The organism is Pseudomonas sp. W5-01 (assembly GCF_046540435.1).
Classification (GTDB): domain Bacteria; phylum Pseudomonadota; class Gammaproteobacteria; order Pseudomonadales; family Pseudomonadaceae; genus Aquipseudomonas; species Aquipseudomonas graminis_B.
Window position 1 is genome coordinate 310,263 of record NZ_JAXCIP010000005.1, and the last position, 21,110, is coordinate 331,372.

Annotated in this window: 18 protein-coding genes; 8 read left to right on the plus strand and 10 right to left on the minus strand. The window is 60.6% G+C overall.

Going from position 1 to position 21,110, the window contains the following annotated elements:
• Window positions 1–46 precede the first annotated feature (46 nt).
• From SLW75_RS18215 to SLW75_RS18225, 3 genes are all read left to right on the plus strand, one after another.
• Window positions 47–1,471: an aspartate ammonia-lyase gene (locus tag SLW75_RS18215; RefSeq protein WP_410935088.1), complete on the plus strand. Its 1,425-nt coding sequence runs from the start codon at window positions 47–49 to the stop codon at window positions 1,469–1,471.
• Window positions 1,472–1,670: 199 nt separating this feature from the next.
• Entirely contained in the window at window positions 1,671–3,125 is a 1,455-nt protein-coding gene (locus SLW75_RS18220) for an alanine/glycine:cation symporter family protein (protein WP_065988174.1), read from the plus strand.
• A 30-nt stretch (window positions 3,126–3,155) separates the two neighbouring features.
• A complete protein-coding gene (locus SLW75_RS18225; RefSeq protein ID WP_410935089.1) occupies window positions 3,156–4,160 on the plus strand; it encodes an asparaginase in 1,005 nt (334 codons plus the stop codon).
• Between the two features lie 14 nt (window positions 4,161–4,174).
• Here the strand turns inward: SLW75_RS18225 and SLW75_RS18230 are convergent, their stop codons facing one another.
• From SLW75_RS18230 to SLW75_RS18240, 3 genes are all read right to left on the minus strand, one after another.
• The gene (locus SLW75_RS18230) at window positions 4,175–4,480 is read right to left on the minus strand and encodes a helix-turn-helix domain-containing protein (RefSeq protein WP_065988170.1); all 306 of its coding nucleotides are present in this window, start codon (window positions 4,478–4,480) and stop codon (window positions 4,175–4,177) included.
• Window positions 4,470–4,844 carry a type II toxin-antitoxin system RelE/ParE family toxin gene (locus tag SLW75_RS18235; protein ID WP_410935090.1) on the minus strand — a complete coding sequence of 125 codons (375 nt, stop codon included), beginning with the start codon at window positions 4,842–4,844 and terminating at the stop codon, window positions 4,470–4,472. Before SLW75_RS18235 ends, SLW75_RS18230 begins: the two co-directional genes overlap by 11 nt.
• A 251-nt stretch (window positions 4,845–5,095) precedes the next feature.
• Complete coding sequence (locus tag SLW75_RS18240) at window positions 5,096–5,962, minus strand: bestrophin family protein (protein WP_410928314.1); 867 nt, start codon at window positions 5,960–5,962, stop codon at window positions 5,096–5,098.
• Window positions 5,963–6,231: 269 nt separating this feature from the next.
• Here SLW75_RS18240 and tkt point away from each other — a divergent pair, with 269 nt between their 5' ends.
• Window positions 6,232–8,343 (plus strand): transketolase, encoded by a 2,112-nt coding sequence (gene tkt, locus SLW75_RS18245; protein ID WP_410935091.1) that lies wholly within the window; start codon window positions 6,232–6,234, stop codon window positions 8,341–8,343.
• A 64-nt stretch (window positions 8,344–8,407) separates the two neighbouring features.
• Here tkt and SLW75_RS18250 read toward each other — a convergent pair whose 3' ends face one another.
• The gene (locus tag SLW75_RS18250) at window positions 8,408–9,619 is read right to left on the minus strand and encodes a YeeE/YedE family protein (protein ID WP_410935092.1); all 1,212 of its coding nucleotides are present in this window, start codon (window positions 9,617–9,619) and stop codon (window positions 8,408–8,410) included.
• A gap of 91 nt (window positions 9,620–9,710) precedes the next feature.
• Window positions 9,711–11,258, minus strand: coding sequence for a PLP-dependent aminotransferase family protein (locus SLW75_RS18255; protein WP_410935093.1), 1,548 nt, complete (start codon window positions 11,256–11,258; stop codon window positions 9,711–9,713).
• 89 nt (window positions 11,259–11,347) lie between these two features.
• Here SLW75_RS18255 and SLW75_RS18260 point away from each other — a divergent pair, with 89 nt between their 5' ends.
• Genes SLW75_RS18260 through SLW75_RS18270 form a run of 3 tightly spaced genes read left to right on the plus strand, consistent with a single transcriptional unit; the run spans window position 11,348 to window position 13,117 of the window.
• A complete protein-coding gene (locus SLW75_RS18260; RefSeq protein WP_410935094.1) occupies window positions 11,348–11,989 on the plus strand; it encodes an FMN-binding negative transcriptional regulator in 642 nt (213 codons plus the stop codon).
• The gene (locus SLW75_RS18265) at window positions 11,982–12,428 is read left to right on the plus strand and encodes a GNAT family N-acetyltransferase (protein ID WP_410935095.1); all 447 of its coding nucleotides are present in this window, start codon (window positions 11,982–11,984) and stop codon (window positions 12,426–12,428) included. The genes SLW75_RS18260 and SLW75_RS18265 overlap by 8 nt, the downstream gene beginning before the upstream one ends.
• 17 nt (window positions 12,429–12,445) lie before the next feature.
• Window positions 12,446–13,117, plus strand: coding sequence for a GNAT family N-acetyltransferase (locus tag SLW75_RS18270; protein WP_410935096.1), 672 nt, complete (start codon window positions 12,446–12,448; stop codon window positions 13,115–13,117).
• 133 nt (window positions 13,118–13,250) lie between these two features.
• Here the strand turns inward: SLW75_RS18270 and oadA are convergent, their stop codons facing one another.
• A complete protein-coding gene (gene oadA, locus SLW75_RS18275; protein WP_410935097.1) occupies window positions 13,251–15,059 on the minus strand; it encodes a sodium-extruding oxaloacetate decarboxylase subunit alpha in 1,809 nt (602 codons plus the stop codon).
• 102 nt (window positions 15,060–15,161) lie between these two features.
• Window positions 15,162–16,577, minus strand: coding sequence for an acetyl-CoA carboxylase biotin carboxylase subunit (locus SLW75_RS18280; RefSeq protein WP_410935098.1), 1,416 nt, complete (start codon window positions 16,575–16,577; stop codon window positions 15,162–15,164).
• A gap of 195 nt (window positions 16,578–16,772) precedes the next feature.
• On the opposite strand from SLW75_RS18280, the gene SLW75_RS18285 reads away from it, so the two are divergent.
• The gene (locus SLW75_RS18285; protein ID WP_065988153.1) at window positions 16,773–17,723 is read left to right on the plus strand and encodes a LysR family transcriptional regulator; all 951 of its coding nucleotides are present in this window, start codon (window positions 16,773–16,775) and stop codon (window positions 17,721–17,723) included.
• Here SLW75_RS18285 and SLW75_RS18290 read toward each other — a convergent pair.
• The 3 genes from SLW75_RS18290 to SLW75_RS18300 all read right to left on the minus strand — a co-directional run bounded on the left by SLW75_RS18290 (window position 17,677) and on the right by SLW75_RS18300 (window position 20,797).
• On the minus strand, window positions 17,677–17,907 hold the full coding sequence (locus SLW75_RS18290; protein ID WP_065988149.1) for a PA3496 family putative envelope integrity protein: 231 nt from the start codon (window positions 17,905–17,907) through the stop codon (window positions 17,677–17,679). The two genes, SLW75_RS18285 and SLW75_RS18290, sit on opposite strands and share 47 nt — an antisense overlap.
• A gap of 109 nt (window positions 17,908–18,016) precedes the next feature.
• Entirely contained in the window at window positions 18,017–18,883 is an 867-nt protein-coding gene (hexR, locus tag SLW75_RS18295; RefSeq protein WP_065988147.1) for a transcriptional regulator HexR, read from the minus strand.
• Between the two features lie 117 nt (window positions 18,884–19,000).
• Window positions 19,001–20,797 (minus strand): putative bifunctional diguanylate cyclase/phosphodiesterase, encoded by a 1,797-nt coding sequence (locus SLW75_RS18300; protein WP_410928360.1) that lies wholly within the window; start codon window positions 20,795–20,797, stop codon window positions 19,001–19,003.
• Between the last annotated feature and the right edge of the window lie 313 nt (window positions 20,798–21,110).

Genomic DNA, 21,110 nt, shown 5'->3' on the forward strand with positions numbered 1-21,110 from the left:
AGGGCGTTCCGGCTTAGTCCGTGCCCATCTTGAGACTTTCTCTATCATGTCCTCCGCTGCATCATTTCGCATCGAAAAAGACTTGCTTGGCGTTCTCGAAGTACCCGCTGAAGCGTATTACGGCATCCAGACCCTGCGCGCAGTGCACAACTTCCGCCTCTCTGGCGTTCCGCTTTCGCACTACCCAAAGCTGGTCGTAGCCCTGGCGATGGTCAAGCAGGCAGCAACGGACGCAAACCATCAGCTGGGCCATTTGAGCAACGAGAAACATGCGGGCATCAGCGAAGCCTGCGCACGGCTGATCCGCGGTGATTTCCACGATCAGTTCGTCGTCGACATGATTCAAGGCGGTGCCGGCACCTCCACCAACATGAACGCCAACGAAGTCATCGCCAACATCGCGCTCGAAGCGATGGGCCATGCCAAAGGCGAATACACATTCCTGCACCCGAACAACGACGTGAACATGGCGCAGTCCACCAACGACGCCTACCCGACGGCCATTCGCCTGGGTCTGCTGTTGGGCCACGACGCGCTGCTCGCCAGCCTCGACAGCCTGATTCAGGCGTTCGCGGCCAAAGGCCACGAGTTCAACCACGTGTTGAAAATGGGTCGTACCCAACTGCAAGACGCGGTGCCAATGACCCTGGGTCAGGAATTCCGCGCCTTCGCCACCACCTTGACAGAAGACCTCAACCGCCTGCGCAGCCTGGCGCCTGAGCTGCTGACCGAAGTTAACCTCGGCGGCACTGCCATCGGTACCGGCATCAACGCCGACCCTGGTTATCAGCACCTGGCCGTTCAGCGTCTGGCGACCATCAGCGGCCAGCCGCTGGTGCCAGCTGCGGACCTGATCGAAGCAACTTCCGACATGGGTGCTTTCGTGCTGTTCTCCGGGATGCTCAAGCGCACCGCGGTCAAGCTGTCGAAGATCTGCAACGACCTGCGCCTGCTCTCCAGCGGCCCGCGTACCGGCATAAACGAAATCAACCTCCCTGCCCGTCAGCCAGGCAGCTCGATCATGCCGGGCAAGGTGAATCCGGTGATTCCGGAGGCGGTGAACATGTGCGCCTTCGAAATCATGGGCAACGACCTGGCACTGACCATTGCGGCCGAAGGAGGCCAGTTGCAGCTGAACGTGATGGAGCCGTTGATCGCCTACAAGATCTTCGACTCGATCCGCCTGCTGCAGCGCGCCATGGACATGCTGCGCGAGCACTGCATCGTCGGCATTACCGCCAACGAAGTGCGCTGCCGTGAGCTGGTCGAGCACTCGATCGGCCTCGTCACTGCGCTGAACCCGTACATCGGCTACGAAAATGCCACTCGCATTGCCCGTGTCGCGCTCGAAACAGGTCGCGGCGTGCTGGAACTGGTGCGTGAAGAGGGCTTGCTCGATGACGTCATGCTGGCGGACATCCTGCGCCCCGAGAACATGATTGCGCCGCGACTCGTGCCCTTGAAGGCTTGATCGTCCGGCTCTGCAGCACTTGCAACATGATCACCAGGCTGAGGGTCTAGACACCCCTCACCCTTTTGAGGGCCGGGAGCACACGCTTCCAGGCCCTTTTTTTTGCCCAGCATCATTCGGGCTTGAAACAAACCGGATAAAGACTCCAATAACGCGCGCCGGTATAGTGCGCACCCTCTAAGAAAGCGAGGAAACACCAATGCTTGAAGTCATCAACGACTTCCTCTCGGGAAAAGTACTGATCGTGCTCATTGTAGGGCTCGGTGGATATTTCACGATTCGCTCGCGTTTCGTTCAGTTCCGTCACTTCTTTCACATGTTCGCCGTGTTTCGCGACAGTCTGCGCAGCAGCGCGGGCCAGTTGAGTTCATTTCAGGCCTTGATGCTGAGCCTTGCCGGCCGTGTTGGCGCCGGCAACATCGCAGGCGTCGGCATTGCCGTGACCCTGGGTGGCCCCGGCGCAGTGTTCTGGATGTGGGTCACTGCCCTTGTCGGCATGGCGAGCAGCTTTTTCGAATGCTCCCTCGGCCAACTGTACAAACGCTGCGACGCCGAAGGCCAGTTCCGCGGCGGTCCGTCGTATTACATTCAGCACGGGCTGGGCAAACGCTGGCTGGGCATGATCATGGCGGTGTTGTTGCTGGTGACCTTCGGTTTTGCCTTCAACGGCCTGCAATCCCACGCCGTGACCCACTCGCTCAACGACGCGTTCAAGATCTCGCCGAGCTACGCCGGCGTCGGTCTGGCGATTCTGCTGGGTCTGGTGTTCGTCGGCGGGATCAAGCGCATCGCCAAGGTCGCCGACCTGCTGGTGCCGATCAAGACGCTGGTCTATATCGCCGTCACGCTGTATGTCATCGGCGTGCAGTTCGAACACGTTCCGCACATGCTGATGACCATCGTCAAAAGCGCGTTCGGCATGGATGAAGTGTTCGGTGGCCTAATCGGCAGCGCCATTGTCATGGGCGTCAAACGTGGCGTCTTCGCCAACGAAGCCGGGCTGGGCAGTGCGCCCAACGTTGCAGCGGTCGCTCAGGTCGAGCACCCGGTTGCACAGGGTGTGGTTCAGGCGTTCAGCGTATTCCTCGACACTTTCGTCATCTGCACCTGCACCGCGCTGCTGATCCTGCTGTCGGGTTTCTACACGCCTGGCTTCGAAGGCGATGGTATTGCCCTGACGCAGAACTCCCTCGCCGCCGTCGTCGGTGACTGGGGCAGACTGTTCATCAGCGTGGCGCTGGCGCTGTTCGTGTTCACCTCCATCCTCTACAACTACTACCTGGGCGAAAACAGCCTGCGCTTCCTGCTGGGCGAGAACCGCAAGGCGATCTTCTTCTATCGCGTATTGGTCCTTGCGCTGATTCTGTGGGGCGCCGTTGAAGATCTGGGCACGGTGTTCGCCTTCGCCGACATCACCATGACGCTGCTGGCCTTCGTCAACCTGATCGCGTTGGCGATGCTGTTCAAAATCGCGCTGCGGGTGTTGAACGACTACGATGCCCAGCGTAAAGCCGGCATCAAGACGCCAGTCTTCGACTCCAGCCAGTTCCCCGATCTGGACCTGGACCTGAAAGCCTGGCCAAAGCCTGATGCCGCTCAGCCTGCGGCCCACGCGCAAGCGATCAGCGGCAAACCCGTCGCGGACCCGCGTTGATCATTTGAACGTCTACTGAGGGAGACAGGCATGAACCGCGAAAACCACGCACCAGCCCGCCAGGTGATGGTGCTGTATACCGGTGGAACCATCGGCATGCAGGCCAGCGAAAACGGGCTGGCGCCCGCTTCCGGCTTTGAAGCGCGCATGGCTGAGCAACTGGCTGCACTGCCCGAAATGGTCGTGCCGCAGTGGACGTTCCGCGAAATGTCTCCCCTGATCGACAGCGCCAACATGACGCCCGCCTACTGGCAGCGCTTGCGTGAGGCGGTGGTCGAGGCAATTGAAGCGCAAGGTTGCGATGCCGTGCTGATCCTGCACGGCACCGACACCCTGGCCTACAGCGCAGCGGCCATGAGCTTTCAACTGTTGGGCCTGAATGCCCCTGTGGTGTTCACCGGCTCCATGCTGCCAGCGGGGGTTCCCGACAGCGATGCCTGGGAAAACGTCAACGGCGCCTTGCAGGCGTTGGGTCACGGGCTCGCCTCGGGGGTGCATCTGTACTTCCACGGCGAGCTGCTCGAGCCCACTCGTTGCGCGAAGATCCGCAGCTTCGGCCGTAATCCGTTCGCGGCACTTAATCGCGCTCGGGGTGGTGAGGCCGCATCGGCGTTGCCAGCGGCACTGGATTATCGTCAGCCCAGGCAACTGGCGAACGTCGCCGTGCTGCCCCTGTTTCCCGGCATTGGCGCCGCTCAGCTCGACGGTCTGATCGACAGCGGTATTCAGGGTCTTGTGCTGGAATGCTTCGGCAGCGGCACGGGGCCCAGCGATAACGCCAACTTTCTTGGCAGCCTGCAGCGTGCGCACCGGCAAGGCGTCGTCGTCGTGGCGATTACCCAATGCCACGAAGGCGGCGTCGAACTGGATGTGTATGAGGCCGGCAGTCGTCTGCGCGGTGTCGGCGTGCTGTCCGGCGGCGGCATGACCCGCGAAGCCGCATTCGGCAAGCTGCATGCACTGTTGGGGGCTGGACTGAATGGGGATGACGTGCGGCGGTTGGTGGAGCTGGATATGTGTGGGGAATTGCGCTGAGCGACTAGCGCCGCTCAGATGATGGTCTGCAGGCCTTTGTCGGCGATGACATTCAGCAATTTCAACGCAGGTCCTGCAGGACGGCTATCGCCCTGTTCCCATTTGCGTACCGTTGAAGCTGTAGTGTTAAGGTGCAGCGCGAATACAGGCTGGCTGAAATTCAACGCCAGCCTCAAGTTCCGTATATCCCCAGGGCTAAGCTCCCGGACGGGTGCTGGGCATATCGACTCAAACTCGCGCAGGGTGATCTTGCCCACAGCGCCTTCCGCATAAAGCTCGGCGATATCTGCCCGTAGCGCCTCAATGATTTTACTGGTCACAGTGAACCTCCTCTAACGTTCCAGCCCGCAAAGCCAACACCATTGCATCCTCGGGCAGGCCGAGAAAAACTTTGCCCGCATAGCGCAGAGCCTTCTTTTCCTCAGCCGTAATATTTGCTCGGGCGCTTTTCGCAAAACCGATCAGAAACACGTAGCTGTCTCCCGACCTCGCGGATAGCAGGGTACGATAACCGCTGCTCTTCCCTCCGCCGGACCGGGCGACTCGCTTCTTGTACAAGCTTCCTCCCAAATCCGCGTCGACCAAACCGTCTTCCATCTCTGCAACTGCATCGCAGAGCGCGTTGTCGGAAAGATTTTCGCCAGCTTGCCACTTTGCGAAATCCCTTCGCTTCAGCACCATCATCCGATCACCTGATTCTGAGTGTATACCCGTTACGGGTATGATTTATGTCGATAGGGCCATGACTCCGCCCAACGGCTTTAACCATAGCCAACATAGATCAGCAGCACGGGGATAAACGTCACCAGGTGATACAGCTCGCCGACGTCTTACGCCATTTCACATCCGGTAGCGGCTCGCTAATTCAAAACGTCCCACGCTATGTAGCATTTAATGCTGACCTCGCAGAGCCGGGACGCAGGGAATATCTAGATCTACGAATAAGCCACTTCAACCGGCCGCTTATCCATCGCGTCCTGCAGCATCGAATTCAGATTGCCGGAGATGTTTTCGCACAGCGCTTTCATCTGGATCTCGTGCTCGGAGGCTTTGAACGGGCTTTGCAGGTCGGTGCCGATTTTCTCGATTGCCAGCAGCATGAAGCCCACCACGGTGGACGCCAGCGGCGTGAACCATCCCAGCGTGTCTACCAGGCCGATCGGCACAATGATGCAGAACAGCGTGATGAACAGGCGCGGAAACGTCACGTAGGGGTAAGGCAACGGCGTATTGGCGATGCGCTCCATTCCGCCCTGATTATTGGAAATTTCCACCAGCGTCGCTTCGAGGCGCTCCAGACGGATGCTGTCCAGGCGGCCGGCCTTGTATTCCTGCGCGATGATCGCGGCAGACTCATTGAGAATCGCGTTGGGGAAGTTGTTGGTGCGGGTACGGCGCTCGTACTCTTCCCGGGAAATCATCGCGGTCACCTGCTCGGCGCAATCGCTGCCCTTCAGATGGGCCGAGAGGCATTCGACGTAAGCCACGTGACGGCGCAGCAGTGTGGCCTTGACCGGGTTCAGGCCGTCCTCGTCATCAATGAACGTCAGCACCTGCCGGGCGAAACTGCGGGAGTTATTCACCAGCGCGCCCCATAACGTGCGCGCTTCCCACCAGCGGTTGTATGCGCTCGTGTTGCGGAAGCTGGTCAGCACCACCAGCGCAGAACCCAGCAGAGTCAGGGGCATCGATGGCAGGGTGATCTTGCGATCCAGAAACAGCATGAAGTCGGCGGTGACGACAACGTCCCAGATCAGCAGCCAGAACAAGGACCAACCGATGTAGGTAAACGTCCGGATCATTGTCCGGTACTTCTTGACGATAAATTCCTGCAAAAGCCACCCCCGTCGCAATACGTTGAATCAGTCGGCAAAGGCTCGACCCACAGCTTCGAATACCTGCAGGCAAGTTCGTTCGTTACGACCACAGGCTAAATGTAACCAAATACTCTAGGAAAGCTGAATCGGTTCTCCCCCGAGCCGGCTGACAGATTGTTCATGGAACGATAACGCCCTCCCTGTGCTCAACACCTATCTGGATGTTTCAGCTACCCGTCACGAGGAGAACGTTAATGAGCTCGTCTGCCAATACTCCCTCCACCGAACGATCAGGCGCTGCGCGCACGTTCACGCCGCACACCGACCGCGACCAACTGACCATCAATACCATTCGCACCCTGGCCATGGACGCCGTGCAGAAAGCCAATTCCGGCCACCCCGGCACGCCTATGGCGCTGGCACCTGTCGGCTACACGCTGTGGAAAGATTTCCTGCGTTATCACCCGGAACACCCTGACTGGCCAAACCGGGACCGCTTCGTGCTATCGGTCGGCCACGCTTCGATGCTGCTTTATTCGCTGCTGCACCTGGCAGGTGTGATCGAGATCGACGAGCACGGCAAACCATCGGGCAAGCCTGCGGTGAGCCTCGAGGACATCAAGCAGTTTCGTCAGATGGACTCCAAAACTCCGGGCCATCCTGAATACCGCATGACCACCGGCGTAGAGACAACCACTGGCCCGCTGGGCCAAGGTTGCGCCAACAGCGTCGGCATGGCGATGGGCGAGCGCTGGCTGGGCGAGCACTTCAACAAGCCCGGCGCTACGCTGTTCGATTACAGCGTTTACGTGTTGTGCGGCGATGGCGACATGATGGAAGGCGTCACCGCAGAAGCGGCTTCACTTGCCGGACATTTGAAGCTGTCGAACCTGTGCTGGATCTACGACAACAACACCATCAGCATCGAAGGCCACACCGAGCTGGCTTACAGCGACGATGTGCAGAAGCGTTTCGAGGGCTACGGCTGGAAAACCCTGCACGTCAAAGACGCCAACGACGCCAACGCCCTGGCAAAAGCGCTGCAGACCTTTCAGCAAACCAGCGATGCACCGACCTTGATCGTGGTCGACAGCATCATTGGCTTCGGTTCTCCCAATAAGCACAACACGTCTGCCGCCCACGGCGAACCGCTGGGCGATGACGAAATCAAGCTGACGAAAAAAGCCTACGGCTGGGATGAAAACAGCAGCTTCCTGGTGCCGGAAGATGCCCGCCATTGCCTGCGTGATGCATTGCTGGAGCGCGGCGGCAGCGATTACGACGCCTGGCTGGCGACCTTCAACCAGTTTGAAAAGGACCAGCCCGACCTCGCTGATCAGCTCAAGCGCATGCGTGCCGGTGAAATGCCCGAAGGCTGGCAGGACAAGGAGATGCGTTTTGAAGCGGACGCCAAAGGCATCGCCTCGCGCGCTTCCGGTGGCAAGGTGCTGAATGCATTTGCCGAGCAAATCCCTTGGCTGATCGGTGGCTCGGCCGACCTTTCGCCGTCGACCAAAACCAACCTGACGTTTGATGGGGCAGGCAGCTTCGAAGCAGGCAATTACGGCGGTCGAAACCTACACTTCGGTATCCGCGAACATGCCATGGGTTCCATTGCCAACGGTCTGGCTCTGTCATACATCCGCCCGTATACCTCGACCTTTCTGGTGTTCAGCGATTACATGAAGCCACCGATCCGTCTGGCGTCGATCATGGAATTGCCGGTTATCTTCGTATTTACCCATGACTCCATTGGCGTCGGCGAGGACGGCCCGACCCACCAGCCTATCGAGCAACTGACTCAGCTGCGTGCGACACCGGGTGTGCTGACGATTCGTCCGGGCGATGCCAACGAAACGGCCCAAGCCTGGAAAATTGCACTGGCGCAAACCAGCAGGCCGTCGTGCCTGGTGCTGTCGCGTCAGCCGCTGCCAACCCTTGATCGCTCGAAATACGCGAGCGCCGAGGGCTTAACCAAAGGCGCTTATGTGCTGGCCGATGCGGTGGAAGGCAAAGTGGACCTCATCCTGATCGCCACCGGCAGCGAGGTCGGCATGACCGTCGAGGCGTTCGAGAAGCTCAAAGCCGAGGGGGTCGCGGCGCGAGTGGTGTCGATGCCGAGCTGGGAACTGTTCGAGGATCAGGACAAGGCCTATCGCGACGGCGTGCTGCCGCCGGACGTTAAAGCCCGGGTGGTGGTAGAGCAGGCAGGGCCCGTGGGCTGGGATCGGTATGTCGGTCAGACCGGCGCGAAGATCGTGATGAACACCTTCGGTGCGTCGGCTCCCATTGACAAACTGCAGGCCAAATACGGATTCACGGCGGAAAACATCGCCAAGCGGGCGAAAGAGCAAATCGCCGGTTAAATCCTGCTTAAGAGCGCTTGCCCGCAATCGCGGGCAAGCGCCCTCCTTCCTTTAGATCACTCGATCAGCATCCGGTCAATACAGCGGACCGACGCTCACCCGCAAAGAAGAACGGCCGAATCCTCACGCCCACTGCGTTGCCTGCAAAGGCAGCGACCAGCCAAAGCCAGCCGTGCACGCTGCCTGAAGCGATGCCGCTGAAGTAAGCGCCGATGTTGCAGCCGTACGCCAGGCGCGAACCGTACCCCAGCAAGAGCCCACCAATCACTGCCGCGATCAACGAGCGCGTCGGGATTTTCAGACTCGGGGCGAATCGTCCTGCAAGACCCGCCGCCACTGCCGCACCCAGCATGATGCCGATGTCCATGACGGTGGTGATGTCCTCCCACACCGGTGCGGCCAACGCCTTGGCGTTTGCTGGCATCTGCCAGAACGGCCAGCTGCCCACATCCACGCCCAAACCACCGGCGACCTTTGCGCCCCACAGCGCGAAAGCCGAGGTGATACCCCAGGGACGACCTGCCAATGCCAGCGTGGCGTAATTGAGCAGCGCCAACCCTACCGCGCCCCACACCAGCGGCCAAGGGCCACGGAGGAAACGGCGCAAGCCAACGTGCTCACTGGTGACGGCCGCTTCCAGCTCCCCATGCCGACGCTTTTCCAGCTTGACGGTCACAAGGGCGATGACCGCGAACAGGGCCAGGCTCGTGAGCAGCGCGGGCATCACACCGAAGCTTTTGACGATGGAGGTGGCAGGAAACGACGGCAGCGAGAACCACCAATCGACGTGATGGGTGGCGATCAGCGAGCCAATGATGAAGAACAGCAGGGTCACGAGCATCCTCGCATTGCCGCCGCCGACGGTGAACAGCGTGCCAGACGCACAGCCGCCGCCCATTTGCATGCCGATGCCGAAGATGAAGGCGCCGAAGACTACGGACACACCGGCCGGGGCCACGAGGCCGGTGACCGGCGTGCCGAACAGCGTACCGGCACCCAGCGCGGGGAAAAACAGCACCACCGCGACGGCCAGCATCACCATTTGCGCGCGTAAACCGGCACCGCGTCGCTCGTTGATAAATACCCGCCAGGCCGAGGTGAAGCCGAACGCAGCGTGATAGAGCGTCAGGCCCAGCGCGGCGCCAACGATCAGTAATAGCACTTGCCTGCCGCCAACGGCCGATTGCAGGAAAAGAGCGCCGACCACCAACAAGAGGAAGGCGGTCAGCGGCGCGCCAAGCTTGCGCTGCGGCGCCGCAGAGAGAAGAAGACTCATGGGCGTATCTCGGAGAAGGATTGCGATGGGCGCGAGTATACGCCGGTGTCTGCTGGATGACGCGCCGACGCCGCCACCGGCTTCAGCCCCCTCAAACCCGCCAGACGCTTCGCAACCGCGCCAGCGCCGAGGCGATGTCGGCCTCAGGCACCGCCGCAAATCCCAACACCAGCCCGGCCCGATCATCCATCGGCGTCTCTGACTCCGGCAGCCAGTACTCACTCAACGGCGCGACCTCGACCCCGACACTTTCCGCTTTGGTCACCAGCTCCGTCTCACGCTCTAACGTGTCCACCGCGACCGTGACACGCAGCCCTGCAACCGGCTTGATCATCGGGCTGCAACCCGCAAGTTCATGGGGCCAGTCGGCCAGTAATGCGTCACGTCGACTCAAGGCAGCCCGGCGCATGCGACGGATGTGCCGCTGAAAGTGACCCGCCGCGATGAACTCGGCCATGACCATTTGCGTGCCGATCTCGGAATGACGCATGTCCACGGCCCGTCGCCGACTGAACGGCTCTACCAGGTTGCGCGGCAACACCAGATAACCCAGACGCAGGGCCGGAAACGCGACCTTGCCGAAGGTCCCGACATACAGCACGCGACCGCTACGATCCAGCGCTGCCAACGGCGCCAGCGGGGCACCGCTGTAGCGGTATTCGCCGTCGTAGTCGTCTTCGACGATCCAGCCCTGATTGCGCTCGGCCCACGCAAGCAGTTCCAGCCGCCGCGCCAGACTCATGGTCACGCCCATCGGGTATTGATGAGAGGGCGTCACGTACGCCAACTTGCAGCCTGAGTCATCGCGCCCCGGACTGCGCATGCCCTCGGCGTCAACCGCCATGCCCTGCAACTGGGCGCCAGCCACTCCGAAGGCATGACCGGCCGCGCGGTACCCCGGATTTTCGATGGCCACCACGTCGCCCGGCTCCAGCAGCAGCTGTGCACAAAGGGTTATCGCCTGCTGCGCGCCATTGGTGATCACAATTTGCTCAGGTGCGCAGCGAAGATCGCGGGACGTCCTCAAATAAGCCGCGATCAGCTCCCGCAAACGCCATTCGCCGGCCGGGTCGCCATAGCCCAGATGTTGCAAGCCCGGCTTACGCCAGAAAGCCGCGTGCAGCTTGCCCCACGTGTCAAAAGGGAACAGATCGAATGCCGGAACCCCTGTTCGAAACGCCTTAGGCAGGCCGCTTTTCGGGGGTCGTAAATGATGCTGTTCCAGGGTGTTCATCGCCGTGCTGTGGATAAGATTGCTTGGCAATTCGGCCGCTACTGTCGGCCACTTTGTGGATAAACCTGTTGATAAGCTTGGTGATAACCCTGTGGACAGCTGTGTGGATAGTTTTTTCGCAGCGGACGGTTGCTCCCTCAACAAGGCGACGTACGTGCCATCGCCAACACGGCTTTCGGTAAAGCCTTCCGCGTAGAGCTGGTCATAGGCACGCATGACGCTGTTGCGAGAAATGCCAAGGGACAAGGCCAGATCCCGGCTCGCCGGCAAGCGCGTGCCTCCCGGTACGCGACCGTCGAGGATGCGCTCGCGCAGGGTCTGATAGAGCTGGCGGCTGAGGCCATGGCGGCGGTTCAGCGCGATGCCGGCGAAATCGAAGGTCAGCGCCGGCGTGGGTACGTGCATGGGATTGGCCCTATGAGATTGACCATAAATGGCTCTTACAACGAACCAATAGGCTGCCTAGGATTGGCTCAGCCGCCAAGGAAAATCTCATGTACACGCCCAGCTATTTCAAAGATGAAGACCTTGCCAGTTTGCATGGGCAGATTGACGCCACACGCCTGGCAACACTGGTCACGTTTGACGAGACCGGTTTGCAGGCGAGTCATATCCCATTGCTGCTGGAACCGACTCAGGGCCCGCAAGGCACGATGTACGGGCATTTGGCCAAGGCCAATCCGCAGTGGAAAGCCCTCGATACGGGCGCCGAAGCACTGCTGATTTTCCAAGGTGCGGACGCCTACATCAGCCCTTCTTTTTATGCCGCCAAGGCCGAGCACGGCAAAGTGGTGCCCACGTGGAATTACCTGGCGGTGCACGCATACGGCCGCGCCGATGTGTTCACTGATCCCGCGCGACTGTTGCGGATTGTCAACGGCCTGACCGACAAGCACGAAGCCAGCCGCGCCGAGCCCTGGGCGGTCAGCGACGCACCCGCCGATTACATCGAGAAGATGCTCAACGGCATCGTCGGCTTCGCGATCCCCGTCGAGCGGCTGGAAGGCAAGCGCAAGCTTAACCAGAACCGCAGCGCCGCAGACATCGCGGGGGTAAGCAAAGGCCTGGCACTCAGCCAGGACCCATCCGATCAGAAAATCGCTCAATTGATGAACCAGGGAGCACCGCGTGTCTGACCTCCACATCCGTCCCGTCACCGCCGAAGACCAAGAAGCCTGGTTGCCGTTATGGCATGCCTATCTGAGCTTCTACAAAACCACACTGGCTGACGCGGTCACACAGAGCACTTGGCAACGGTTTCTGGACAGCAGCGAGCCCACCAACGCCGCCCTCGCCTGGCAGGACGGCAAGGCGGTGGGCATGGTGCATTTCATTTATCACCGATCCAACTGGAGCATCGGCAATGCCTGCTACCTGCAGGATTTGCTGGTGGTGCCGGAACAGCGCGGCACGGGCGTTGGCCGCCAACTGATCGAGTACGTTTACGCGACCGCCAAACGGGACGGCGCCGACAAAGTCCATTGGCTCACCCACGAGACCAACGCAACCGCCATTCAGCTCTACGAGCGCATCGCTGAGCGCCCGGGCCTTATTCAATTTCGCAAACCGCTCTAAGACCAGGAACTCTCGATATGTCGGATCTCACTCAGTGGCAACCGGCCAGGCTGCCGGACACGCGCACACTGCAAGGACGCTTCATCCGTCTGGAAAAACTCAACGCCGCCCAGCATGGCGATGGTCTGTGGGAGGCACTGGAAGGCCCGGCCGCTGACCGAAAATTGTGGGATTACCTGTTTGTCGGCCCGTTTCCAGAGCGCGGCGCATTCGATGACTATCTCGCAGGCCTGGAAGGCTCGACCGATCCGTGGTTCTACACCGTCATTGATCAACAGACCGGCGCCATCGACGGCTTTCTGGGCTTGATGTCCATCTTCCCGAGCGCGGGCCGCATCGAAATTGGCCATGTGACCTTCGGCGCGTCGATGCAACGCACGCCCAAGGCAACAGAGGCGGTTTATCTCCTGGCGAAGGAATCTTTCTCGCTGGGCAATCGCCGCCTGGAATGGAAATGCAACGCCAACAATTCCCGCTCCAAGCGCGCGGCCGAACGCTTCGGGTTCAGCTTCGAAGGCACATTCCGCCAACACGCGGTGTTCAAGGGGCAAAACCGGGACACCGCCTGGTACTCGATCATCGACACCGAGTGGCCGGCACTACGGGAGGCGTTCGAAGCATGGCTGGCTGTGGATAACTTCAAGGATGGCCAGCAAATCAGGACGCTGGAGCAACTGCGCGGCAAGTGAGCGCGTTGAAACGAAACAGCCTAAAGCGCCCAGCTTCAGGCAAAAAAAGAGGAGCCACGAGAGCTCCCCCAGAGGTAATCGTTCAGCCTGCCGCGTCTGTGCGCGGCAGGCCGTCAATCTTGCAGCGGCTGTGTCAGCCCTCGATTTCGATCAAAATCTCGCCCGGGTTGACGCGATCGCCTTTCGCGACATGGATGGCTGCGACCTTGCCGGCCACTGCCGCCTGAACTTCGGTCTCCATCTTCATCGCTTCGGTGATCAGCACCGCCTGACCGGCGCGAACGTCATCGCCCTCCTTCACCAGCACATCGACGATATTGCCCGGCATGGAAGTACTGACATGGCCCGGCTTGCTGGCTTGCGCACGCTTGCCGATGCCGCTGCCAACGAACTCATTGAGCGGCTCGAACACCACTTCTTCCGGCATGCCGTCGATGGACAGATAGAAGTGGCGCTTACCCTCGGCCTTGACGCCCACGCCAGTGATATCGACGCGGTAGCTTTCGCCGTGAACATCGATCACGAATTCGGTCGGAACGCCCTCGCCGCCTGCTTTAGCGACTGCGCCCGGCTCTGGAATCGGCAGCAAAGGCTCTGGCGCCAGCGTGCCCGCCGCACGTTCTTCGAGAAACTTGCGGCCGATGTCCGGGAACATGGCATAGGTCAGCACGTCCTCTTCGGTGGTGGCCAACGCGCCGATTTCGCCGCGCAGCTTGGTCATTTCAGGCTTGAGCAGGTCGGCCGGACGCACATCGATCAGCTCTTCACTGCCGATGGCTTGACGGCGCAAGGTCTCGTCCACTTGCCCTGGCGCCTTGCCGTAGCCGCCAGTCAGGTAAAGCTTCACTTCGTTGGTGATGGTTTTGTAGCGCTCACCGGCCAGCACGTTGAAAAAAGCCTGGGTGCCGACGATCTGTGAAGTGGGAGTCACCAACGGCGGATAGCCCAAGTCTTTGCGCACCCGCGGAATCTCGGCCAGCACTTCGCCCATGCGGTTCAACGCGCCCTGCTCTTTGAGCTGGTTGGCGAGGTTGGAGATCATGCCGCCCGGGACCTGGTTGACCTGCACACGGGTATCGACCGCCGTGAATTCGCTCTCAAACTGGTGATACTTCTTACGCACCGCGTAGAAATACAGACCGATTTCCTGCAGCAGCTCCAAGTCCAGGCCGGTGTCGAATTCGCTGCCTTTCAGGGCCGCGACCATCGATTCGGTACCCGGATGGCTGGTGCCCCAGGCGAAGCTGGAGATCGCGGTGTCGATATGGTCGGCACCGTTTTCGATGGCCTTGAGCTGGCACATCGCGGCCAGGCCCGCGGTGTCGTGGGAGTGAATGAACACCGGCAGCGATTGCTCGGCCTTCAGCGCCTTGACCAGCTCGCCCGTGGCATAGGGGGTCAGCAGACCGGCCATGTCCTTGATCGCGACGGAATCACAGCCCATCGCTTCCATTTCTTTGGCTTGCGCCACAAACGCGCCAATGGTGTGCACCGGGCTGGTGGTGTACGCAATGGTGCCTTGAGCATGCTTCCCGGCAGCCTTCACCGCTTCGACCGCGACGCGCAGATTACGCACGTCGTTCATGGCATCGAAGATCCGGAACACGTCGATACCGTTGTCCGCTGCCTTGGCGACGAATGCCTTGACCACGTCATCGCTGTAGTGTCGATAGCCCAGCAGGTTCTGACCGCGAAGCAGCATCTGCAGACGCGTGTTGGGCAGCGCCGCGCGCAGTTGGCGAAGGCGCTCCCACGGGTCTTCCTTCAGAAAACGCACGCAGGCGTCGAAGGTCGCACCGCCCCACACTTCCAGCGACCAGTAGCCGACTTTATCGAGCCTGTCGCAGATCGGCAGCATGTCCTCGGTGCGCATGCGGGTCGCCAGCAGGGACTGGTGGGCGTCGCGCAAAATGGTGTCGGTGACATGGATCTTCTTGGTCATTTTTATCTCCTCAGCGCTGCAAGCGCCAAGCTGCAAGCCTCAAGCAAAAGCCGATCGCGCTCTTTCTTGCAGCTTGCCGCTTGTGGCTTGCAGCTAACGTGTTCATAAGCCCGCATGGGCAGCGATGGCGGCGGCGATGGCCAGGGCCAGCTCTTCGGGTTTGCGCTTGATCGAGTAATTGGTCAGCTCGGGGTGGCTCTCAACGAAGCTGGTATTGAACTGGCCGCTGCGGAATTCCGGGTTGCGCAGGATTTCCTGGTAATACGCGGCCGTGGTCTTTACCCCCTGCAGACGCATGTCATCCAGCGCACGCAGGCCGCGGTCCATTGCTTCTTCCCAGGTCAGCGCCCAGACGATCAGCTTCAGGCACATGGAGTCGTAATACGGCGGAATGGTGTAGCCGGTGTAGATCGCCGTGTCGGTGCGCACGCCGGGGCCGCCGGGCGCGTAATAACGGGTGATTTTGCCGAAGCTCGGCAGAAAGTTGTTCTTCGGGTCTTCCGCGTTGATGCGGAACTGCAACGCGAAACCGCGATGGATGATGTCTTCCTGCTTGACCGACAGTGGCAGCCCCGACGCAATGCGGATCTGCTCGCGCACGATGTCGATCCCGGTGATTTCCTCGGTAATCGTGTGCTCGACCTGTACGCGGGTGTTCATTTCCATGAAGTACACCTCGCCCTCGGCGAGCAAGAACTCCACGGTGCCGGCGTTCTCGTAGCCCACGGCCTTGGCGGCCCGCACGGACAAGTCGCCGATGTAGGCGCGCTGCTCCGGCGTCAGTTGCGGGCTGGGGGCGATTTCGATGAGCTTCTGGTTGCGGCGCTGGATCGAGCAATCACGCTCGAACAGGTGAACGACGTTGCCAAAGCTGTCGCCGAGTATCTGCGCTTCGATGTGCTTGGGATTGACGATGCACTTTTCGAGAAAAACTTCAGCCTTGCCGAAGGCCTTGGTGGCCTCGGAAATGACCCGGGGGAACGCCTGCTCCAGTTCATCCCGGCTGTTGCAGCGACGAATGCCGCGACCGCCGCCGCCGGAAGTGGCCTTGAGCATGACGGGGTAACCGATGCGATCGCCTTCAACCAGCGCCTCGGCGATGTCGGCCACATTGCCCTCCGTGCCGGGCGTTACTGGTACGCCGGCCTTGATCATGCTGCGGCGGGCCTCGGTTTTGTCGCCCATGCGGCGGATCACTTCAGCGGACGGGCCGATGAACTTGATACCCCGTTCGGCAGAGATATCCGCCAGCTCTGCGTTTTCCGACAGAAACCCGTAACCGGGATGCAGTGCGTCGCAGCCGGTTTCAACGGCGAGATTCACCAGCTTGCGCGGGTTCAGATAGCCTTCGAGGGGCTCCGAGCCGATGCCGTAGGCTTCGTCGGCACGCTTGACGTGCAGCGCGTGACGGTCCGCATCGGAATAGATCGCCACCGAGCGGATGCCCATTTCGGCGCAGGCGCGCACGATTCGGACAGCAATTTCCCCACGGTTGGCGATCAGGATTTTTCTTATCACTGGTATCTCCTCGACCGATTAGCAGACGGACCAGATGACTGGCCAATACCGCGCGACATTCCGTAACTGCATGTTGCTCGCAGGTGAAGCCACCCTATGACGAATCAGCAATTAACAAAAATGAGTAAATATTGGGTGAACCATAAGTAAAACCTTATAGTTGCCAGTATCAGTTAGCCGATTAGGGGCAGAAGGATGCGTAAGTCACTGATGCGCATGACATTGCGTCAATTACGCATCTTCAACGAGGTCTGTGATTTGCGTTCTTACAGTCGAGCGGCTGAGGAAATGTCACTGACCCAGCCGGCGGTGAGCCTGCAGATTCGTCAACTGGAAGAGTTGGTCGGCCAGCCGCTGTTCGAATACGTGGGTAAAAAGCTCTATCTCACGGAGGCCGCGGAGGCGCTGCAGCTCGCCAGTCGCGACATTTTCGGTCGGCTGGAGAACCTCGACATGCAGCTGTCCGACATGCAGGGCTCGCTGCAGGGGCAGCTCAAACTGGCGATCGAATCCAGTGCCAAGTATTTCGTCCCCCACCTGTTCGCAGCCTTCAAGCGCAAATACCCGGAGGTGATGCTCAACCTCACGGTCGTCAATCGGGCGCAGGTGATTCGGCGACTCTCGGATAACCGCGATGATCTGGTGGTGATGTCGATGGTCCCCCAGGACATGGGGCTGGAGTTCTTGCCCTTTCTGAATAACCCGATTGTGGCCGTCGCGCCGCCGGATCATCCGTTGACCTTGCTCGCCAATCCGACGCTGAAGGACCTGGAGGCGGCAACGCTGGTGGTCCGCGAACAGGGCTCGGGGACGCGCAAGGCCTGCGAGGAGTATTTCAAGGAGAAACGCGTTCACTTCGAGCACACGCTGGAGGTGTCCTCGGCGGAAGCGCAGCGTGAATGCGTGGTGGCGGGGCTCGGCGTCGCACTGCTGACGCGCCATGCACTGAGCCTGGAACTTGCCACTGGCACGCTGATTGAGCTGCCAGTGGCCGAATTGCCGCTGTACCGAAGCTGGTGCGTCGTACAGGCACGGGACAAACGTCTGTCGCCGGTGGCTCACGCGTTCCTGTCATTCATTCGGACAGAGCGTACGCAGATCAGCGAGCTGGTCGCGCGCTTTGATGGCCACCTTCCGAAGCGCTAGCGCTCTGCCAGAAGTGGGCGCTGGCGCTGTCCAGGTAGCTCGAGAGTTCCTGGTTCAGGCGACGCTCTTCGGAATGGCTTTCGATCGCACGCCGGAACGCCATGCGGCGCTGGTCTTCCTGCTGACGGCGGGTCTTGGTGCTGGAGGTGCTGTGCTGCTGCGAGTCATCGTAGTGCCGAGGCATATCCTGTCTCCCATTCGTGTGCGGGAGTACAGAGTGGCGGGATGCGGTGACGATCAGACGTCGGAAGCGTTACAGCTTGGTGAAGGTTTCAGCATTGCGGCGGTTCAGCTCAATCTTCGGACGATTTGATCGACTTCGGCGACAAACGCAGGCTGCGCAAGCTGCGCTTCACGCTCTTCAAGTGATTGACCAGGCTCGGACCGCGCGCCATCGCGACGCCCATCGCCAGGACATCGATGACCACCAAGTGCGCGATACGTGAGGTCAACGGCGTGTAGATTTCGGTGTCTTCGTGCACGTCAATGGCGAGATTGACCGTGGACAGCTCGGCCAATGGCGTCTGACTCGGGCACAGGGTGATCAGGTTGGCGCCGCTTTCGCGCACCAGGTTGGCCGTGATCAGCAGGTCCTTGGAGCGACCGGACTGCGAGATACACACCGCGACGTCAGTGGGCTTGAGCGTCACAGCCGACATCGCCTGCATGTGCGGATCGGAGTACGACGCTGCCGTCAGTAACAGACGGAAGAATTTGTGCTGGGCGTCAGCCGCAACCGCACCCGATGCGCCGAAGCCGTAGAACTCGACCCGATGCGCCGCCGCCATGACCGTCACCGCTGCCTGCAAGGCATGGGGGTCGAGCTTTTCGCGCACTTCTATCAGCGTGTGCAGCGTGGTGTCGAAAATCTTCAGGCTGTAATCGGCGACGGAATCGTCTTCGTGGATAGCGAACTGCCCAAAGCTCGCGCCGGCGGCGAGGCTTTGCGCCAGCTTGAGTTTCAGATCCTGAAACCCGGTGCAGCCAATGGCGCGGCAGAAACGCACGATGGTTGGCTCACTGATCCCGACCGCATGCGCCAGGTCGGCCATGGAGCTGTGCATCACGGCCGCCGGATCGAGCAGCACGTGATCGGCTACTTTCAGCTCCGACTTGCGCAAGAGATGGCGTGACTGGGCGATGTGCTGCAACAGATTCAAAGGACAGGACTCAAGTGAAGGATGGGCCGGGCTGTAGCTTTCTTGTAGTTATACTACATGACCTGCAAACCGCACAGTTAAACGATCTTCCCGTGGTCAACCGATCGGTGTTGAGGGTCAGGTCGCTTTGTAGTGTAGGGCTTTTCGTACAGGACTCCAGGCTTCAGCCAGACAACTGCGCAGGATGCCGCCCATGACGCTGGCCTCCACCGGGCGACTGATCAAGTAGCCTTGAACCTCGTCGCAACCATGAGCCCTGAGAAACTCCAGTTGCTCGCAATCTTCCACGCCCTCGGCCACAACCCTGAGGTCAAGACTGTGGGCCATCGCAATGATTGCCCGTGTAATCGCCGCGTCTTCCGCCCCTTCGTTCAAGCCGCGGATGAAGGCCTGGTCGATCTTCACGCAATGCACTGGAAATCGCTTCAGATAGCTCAACGATGAATAGCCGGTGCCGAAATCGTCGATGGCCAATTTCACGCCGAGTGCGCGCAGTTGCTGGAACGTGGTGATGATGTGCTCGACGCTCTCCAGCAACTGACTCTCGGTGAGCTCAAGCTCCAGGTATTCCGGCTTGAGCCCGGTTTCTTCCAGCACTTGCCGCACGAGGCTGACCAGCTTGCCCTGGCGCATCTGGTGCACCGAGAGATTGACTGACACTCTGATCGGCGCGAGCCCCTCCCGCTGCCATTCACAGGCCTGATGGCAGGCTTTGCGCAGCACGAACTCCCCGATGTTGGCGATCAGACCGGTCTCCTCCGCCAGTCCGATGAACTCGCCGGGCGAAATCAGACCGCGCTCGGGATGACGCCAGCGCACCAGTGCTTCTGCCGAGTTCAGGCGCCCGCTTTCCAGCTCCAGCTTCGGCTGATAAAACACTTCCAGCTGCCCTTCTGCGATCGCGCGACGCAGTTGGATTTCCAGCTGCAAACGACCGGGCGTGCCCGCCTCAAGGCTTTCGGTGTAGAACTGAAAATTGTCGCCGCCCAGGTGCTTGGCATGCTGCATGGCCATGTTCGCCTGGCTGACCAGCGCGGCGATGTCTCGAGCGGAACCCGGCAGCAACGCGATGCCGATAGAGGCACTGACCACCAGCTCATGGCCGGACACCGATATCGGCGAGCGCAGCTTGGCCAGCAGACGCGTCGTGATCCGCGCCATTGTGGTCAGGTTGCCGTGGCTGTCGAATAGCACGGCAAACTCGTCCGCCGACAAACGCGCGACGGTATCGGCGTCCGCTACGTGGGCGTTCAGCCGGCGCGCGACGAGGCGCAGCAACTGGTCAGCGATGTCGTGACCCAAGCTGTCATTGAGCAATTTGAAGCGATCAAGGTTGATGTGCAGCAGGGCCAGCGTTCGCCCGCCATGACGCGCACGCTGATTGGCCTCGCGCAGCCGCTCGTTGAACAACGCCCGATTGGCCAGGCCGGTCAGCTCATCGTAATGGGTCAGATAGCGCGTACGCTCTTCGTACTGGCGCGTCAGCTCGCGATTCAGCTCGTCACTTTTGGCTTGGGCCTGTTGAAGGTGCTCGATGAGCGCCACGTTCTGAAACCGCCGGATTAGGCCCCGCTCGATCAAACGGTTGACCTGCGCGGCCACCACGATCAGCGCCAGCAGCAGAATCAGGCCGAGCCAGCCCCAGCCATGGCATTGTGGGTCGCCGGTCCAGAACAGATAGAAGATGGGCGGCAGCAGGCACGGCAGCGTGAAGGTGAGGAATGCCGGAATGCTCACCGCATAGGCCACACTGGCAGACAGCGTCGCGGCGCCGATCAGGCCGAACACCCAGGCCTGTTGCGAGAGGCTTTGCGCGGGCATCAGCACCAGCGCGGCGCTGGACAACGTGAAACCGCTGACACAGGCGCCGGCCAGAAACATGCGATTCCAGATTGGCTGTGAACGACGATCCATTGATGCCGACCTGAACGCTGCGACCTGCAGCACGCGCAGACTGACCAGCGCTGACAGCCATCCCAGCCAGACGCCAACCAGCACGTAACGCTCGGGGCTCCAGAGCAGCCATGCGCAGAGCAAACCATTGATGAACATGAACAGGGTCGGCAGGAGCGATCCCTGATAGAGAAGGCGGGTACGCTCGGCGGCAAGCTGGGTCGCGAACTGCTTGCAGATGACACGGCGTGTCGCCACGGAGTCGGCCGGGGCTTCGGAGCTTAAGGTCATGGCGTTTCTTATAATTGGTGGCCTTGAACGTTCGCGGAGGATA

Excerpts from the sequence above, each read along its gene's own strand:
- SLW75_RS18285 (WP_065988153.1), top strand. The coding sequence starts at position 16,773 with ATGCGTAAGTCACTGATGCGCATGACATTGCGTCAATTACGCATCTTC.
- SLW75_RS18225 (WP_410935089.1), top strand. The coding sequence starts at position 3,156 with ATGAACCGCGAAAACCACGCACCAGCCCGCCAGGTGATGGTGCTGTAT.
- SLW75_RS18300 (WP_410928360.1), bottom strand. The coding sequence starts at position 20,797 with ATGGATCGTCGTTCACAGCCAATCTGGAATCGCATGTTTCTGGCCGGC.
- oadA (WP_410935097.1), bottom strand. The coding sequence starts at position 15,059 with ATGACCAAGAAGATCCATGTCACCGACACCATTTTGCGCGACGCCCAC.
- SLW75_RS18270 (WP_410935096.1), top strand. The coding sequence starts at position 12,446 with ATGTCGGATCTCACTCAGTGGCAACCGGCCAGGCTGCCGGACACGCGC.
- SLW75_RS18255 (WP_410935093.1), bottom strand. The coding sequence starts at position 11,258 with ATGCACGTACCCACGCCGGCGCTGACCTTCGATTTCGCCGGCATCGCG.
- tkt (WP_410935091.1), top strand. The coding sequence starts at position 6,232 with ATGAGCTCGTCTGCCAATACTCCCTCCACCGAACGATCAGGCGCTGCG.
- SLW75_RS18235 (WP_410935090.1), bottom strand. The coding sequence starts at position 4,844 with ATGATGGTGCTGAAGCGAAGGGATTTCGCAAAGTGGCAAGCTGGCGAA.
- SLW75_RS18240 (WP_410928314.1), bottom strand. The coding sequence starts at position 5,962 with ATGATCCGGACGTTTACCTACATCGGTTGGTCCTTGTTCTGGCTGCTG.
- SLW75_RS18260 (WP_410935094.1), top strand. The coding sequence starts at position 11,348 with ATGTACACGCCCAGCTATTTCAAAGATGAAGACCTTGCCAGTTTGCAT.
- SLW75_RS18290 (WP_065988149.1), bottom strand. The coding sequence starts at position 17,907 with ATGCCTCGGCACTACGATGACTCGCAGCAGCACAGCACCTCCAGCACC.
- SLW75_RS18220 (WP_065988174.1), top strand. The coding sequence starts at position 1,671 with ATGCTTGAAGTCATCAACGACTTCCTCTCGGGAAAAGTACTGATCGTG.
- SLW75_RS18250 (WP_410935092.1), bottom strand. The coding sequence starts at position 9,619 with ATGAGTCTTCTTCTCTCTGCGGCGCCGCAGCGCAAGCTTGGCGCGCCG.
- SLW75_RS18215 (WP_410935088.1), top strand. The coding sequence starts at position 47 with ATGTCCTCCGCTGCATCATTTCGCATCGAAAAAGACTTGCTTGGCGTT.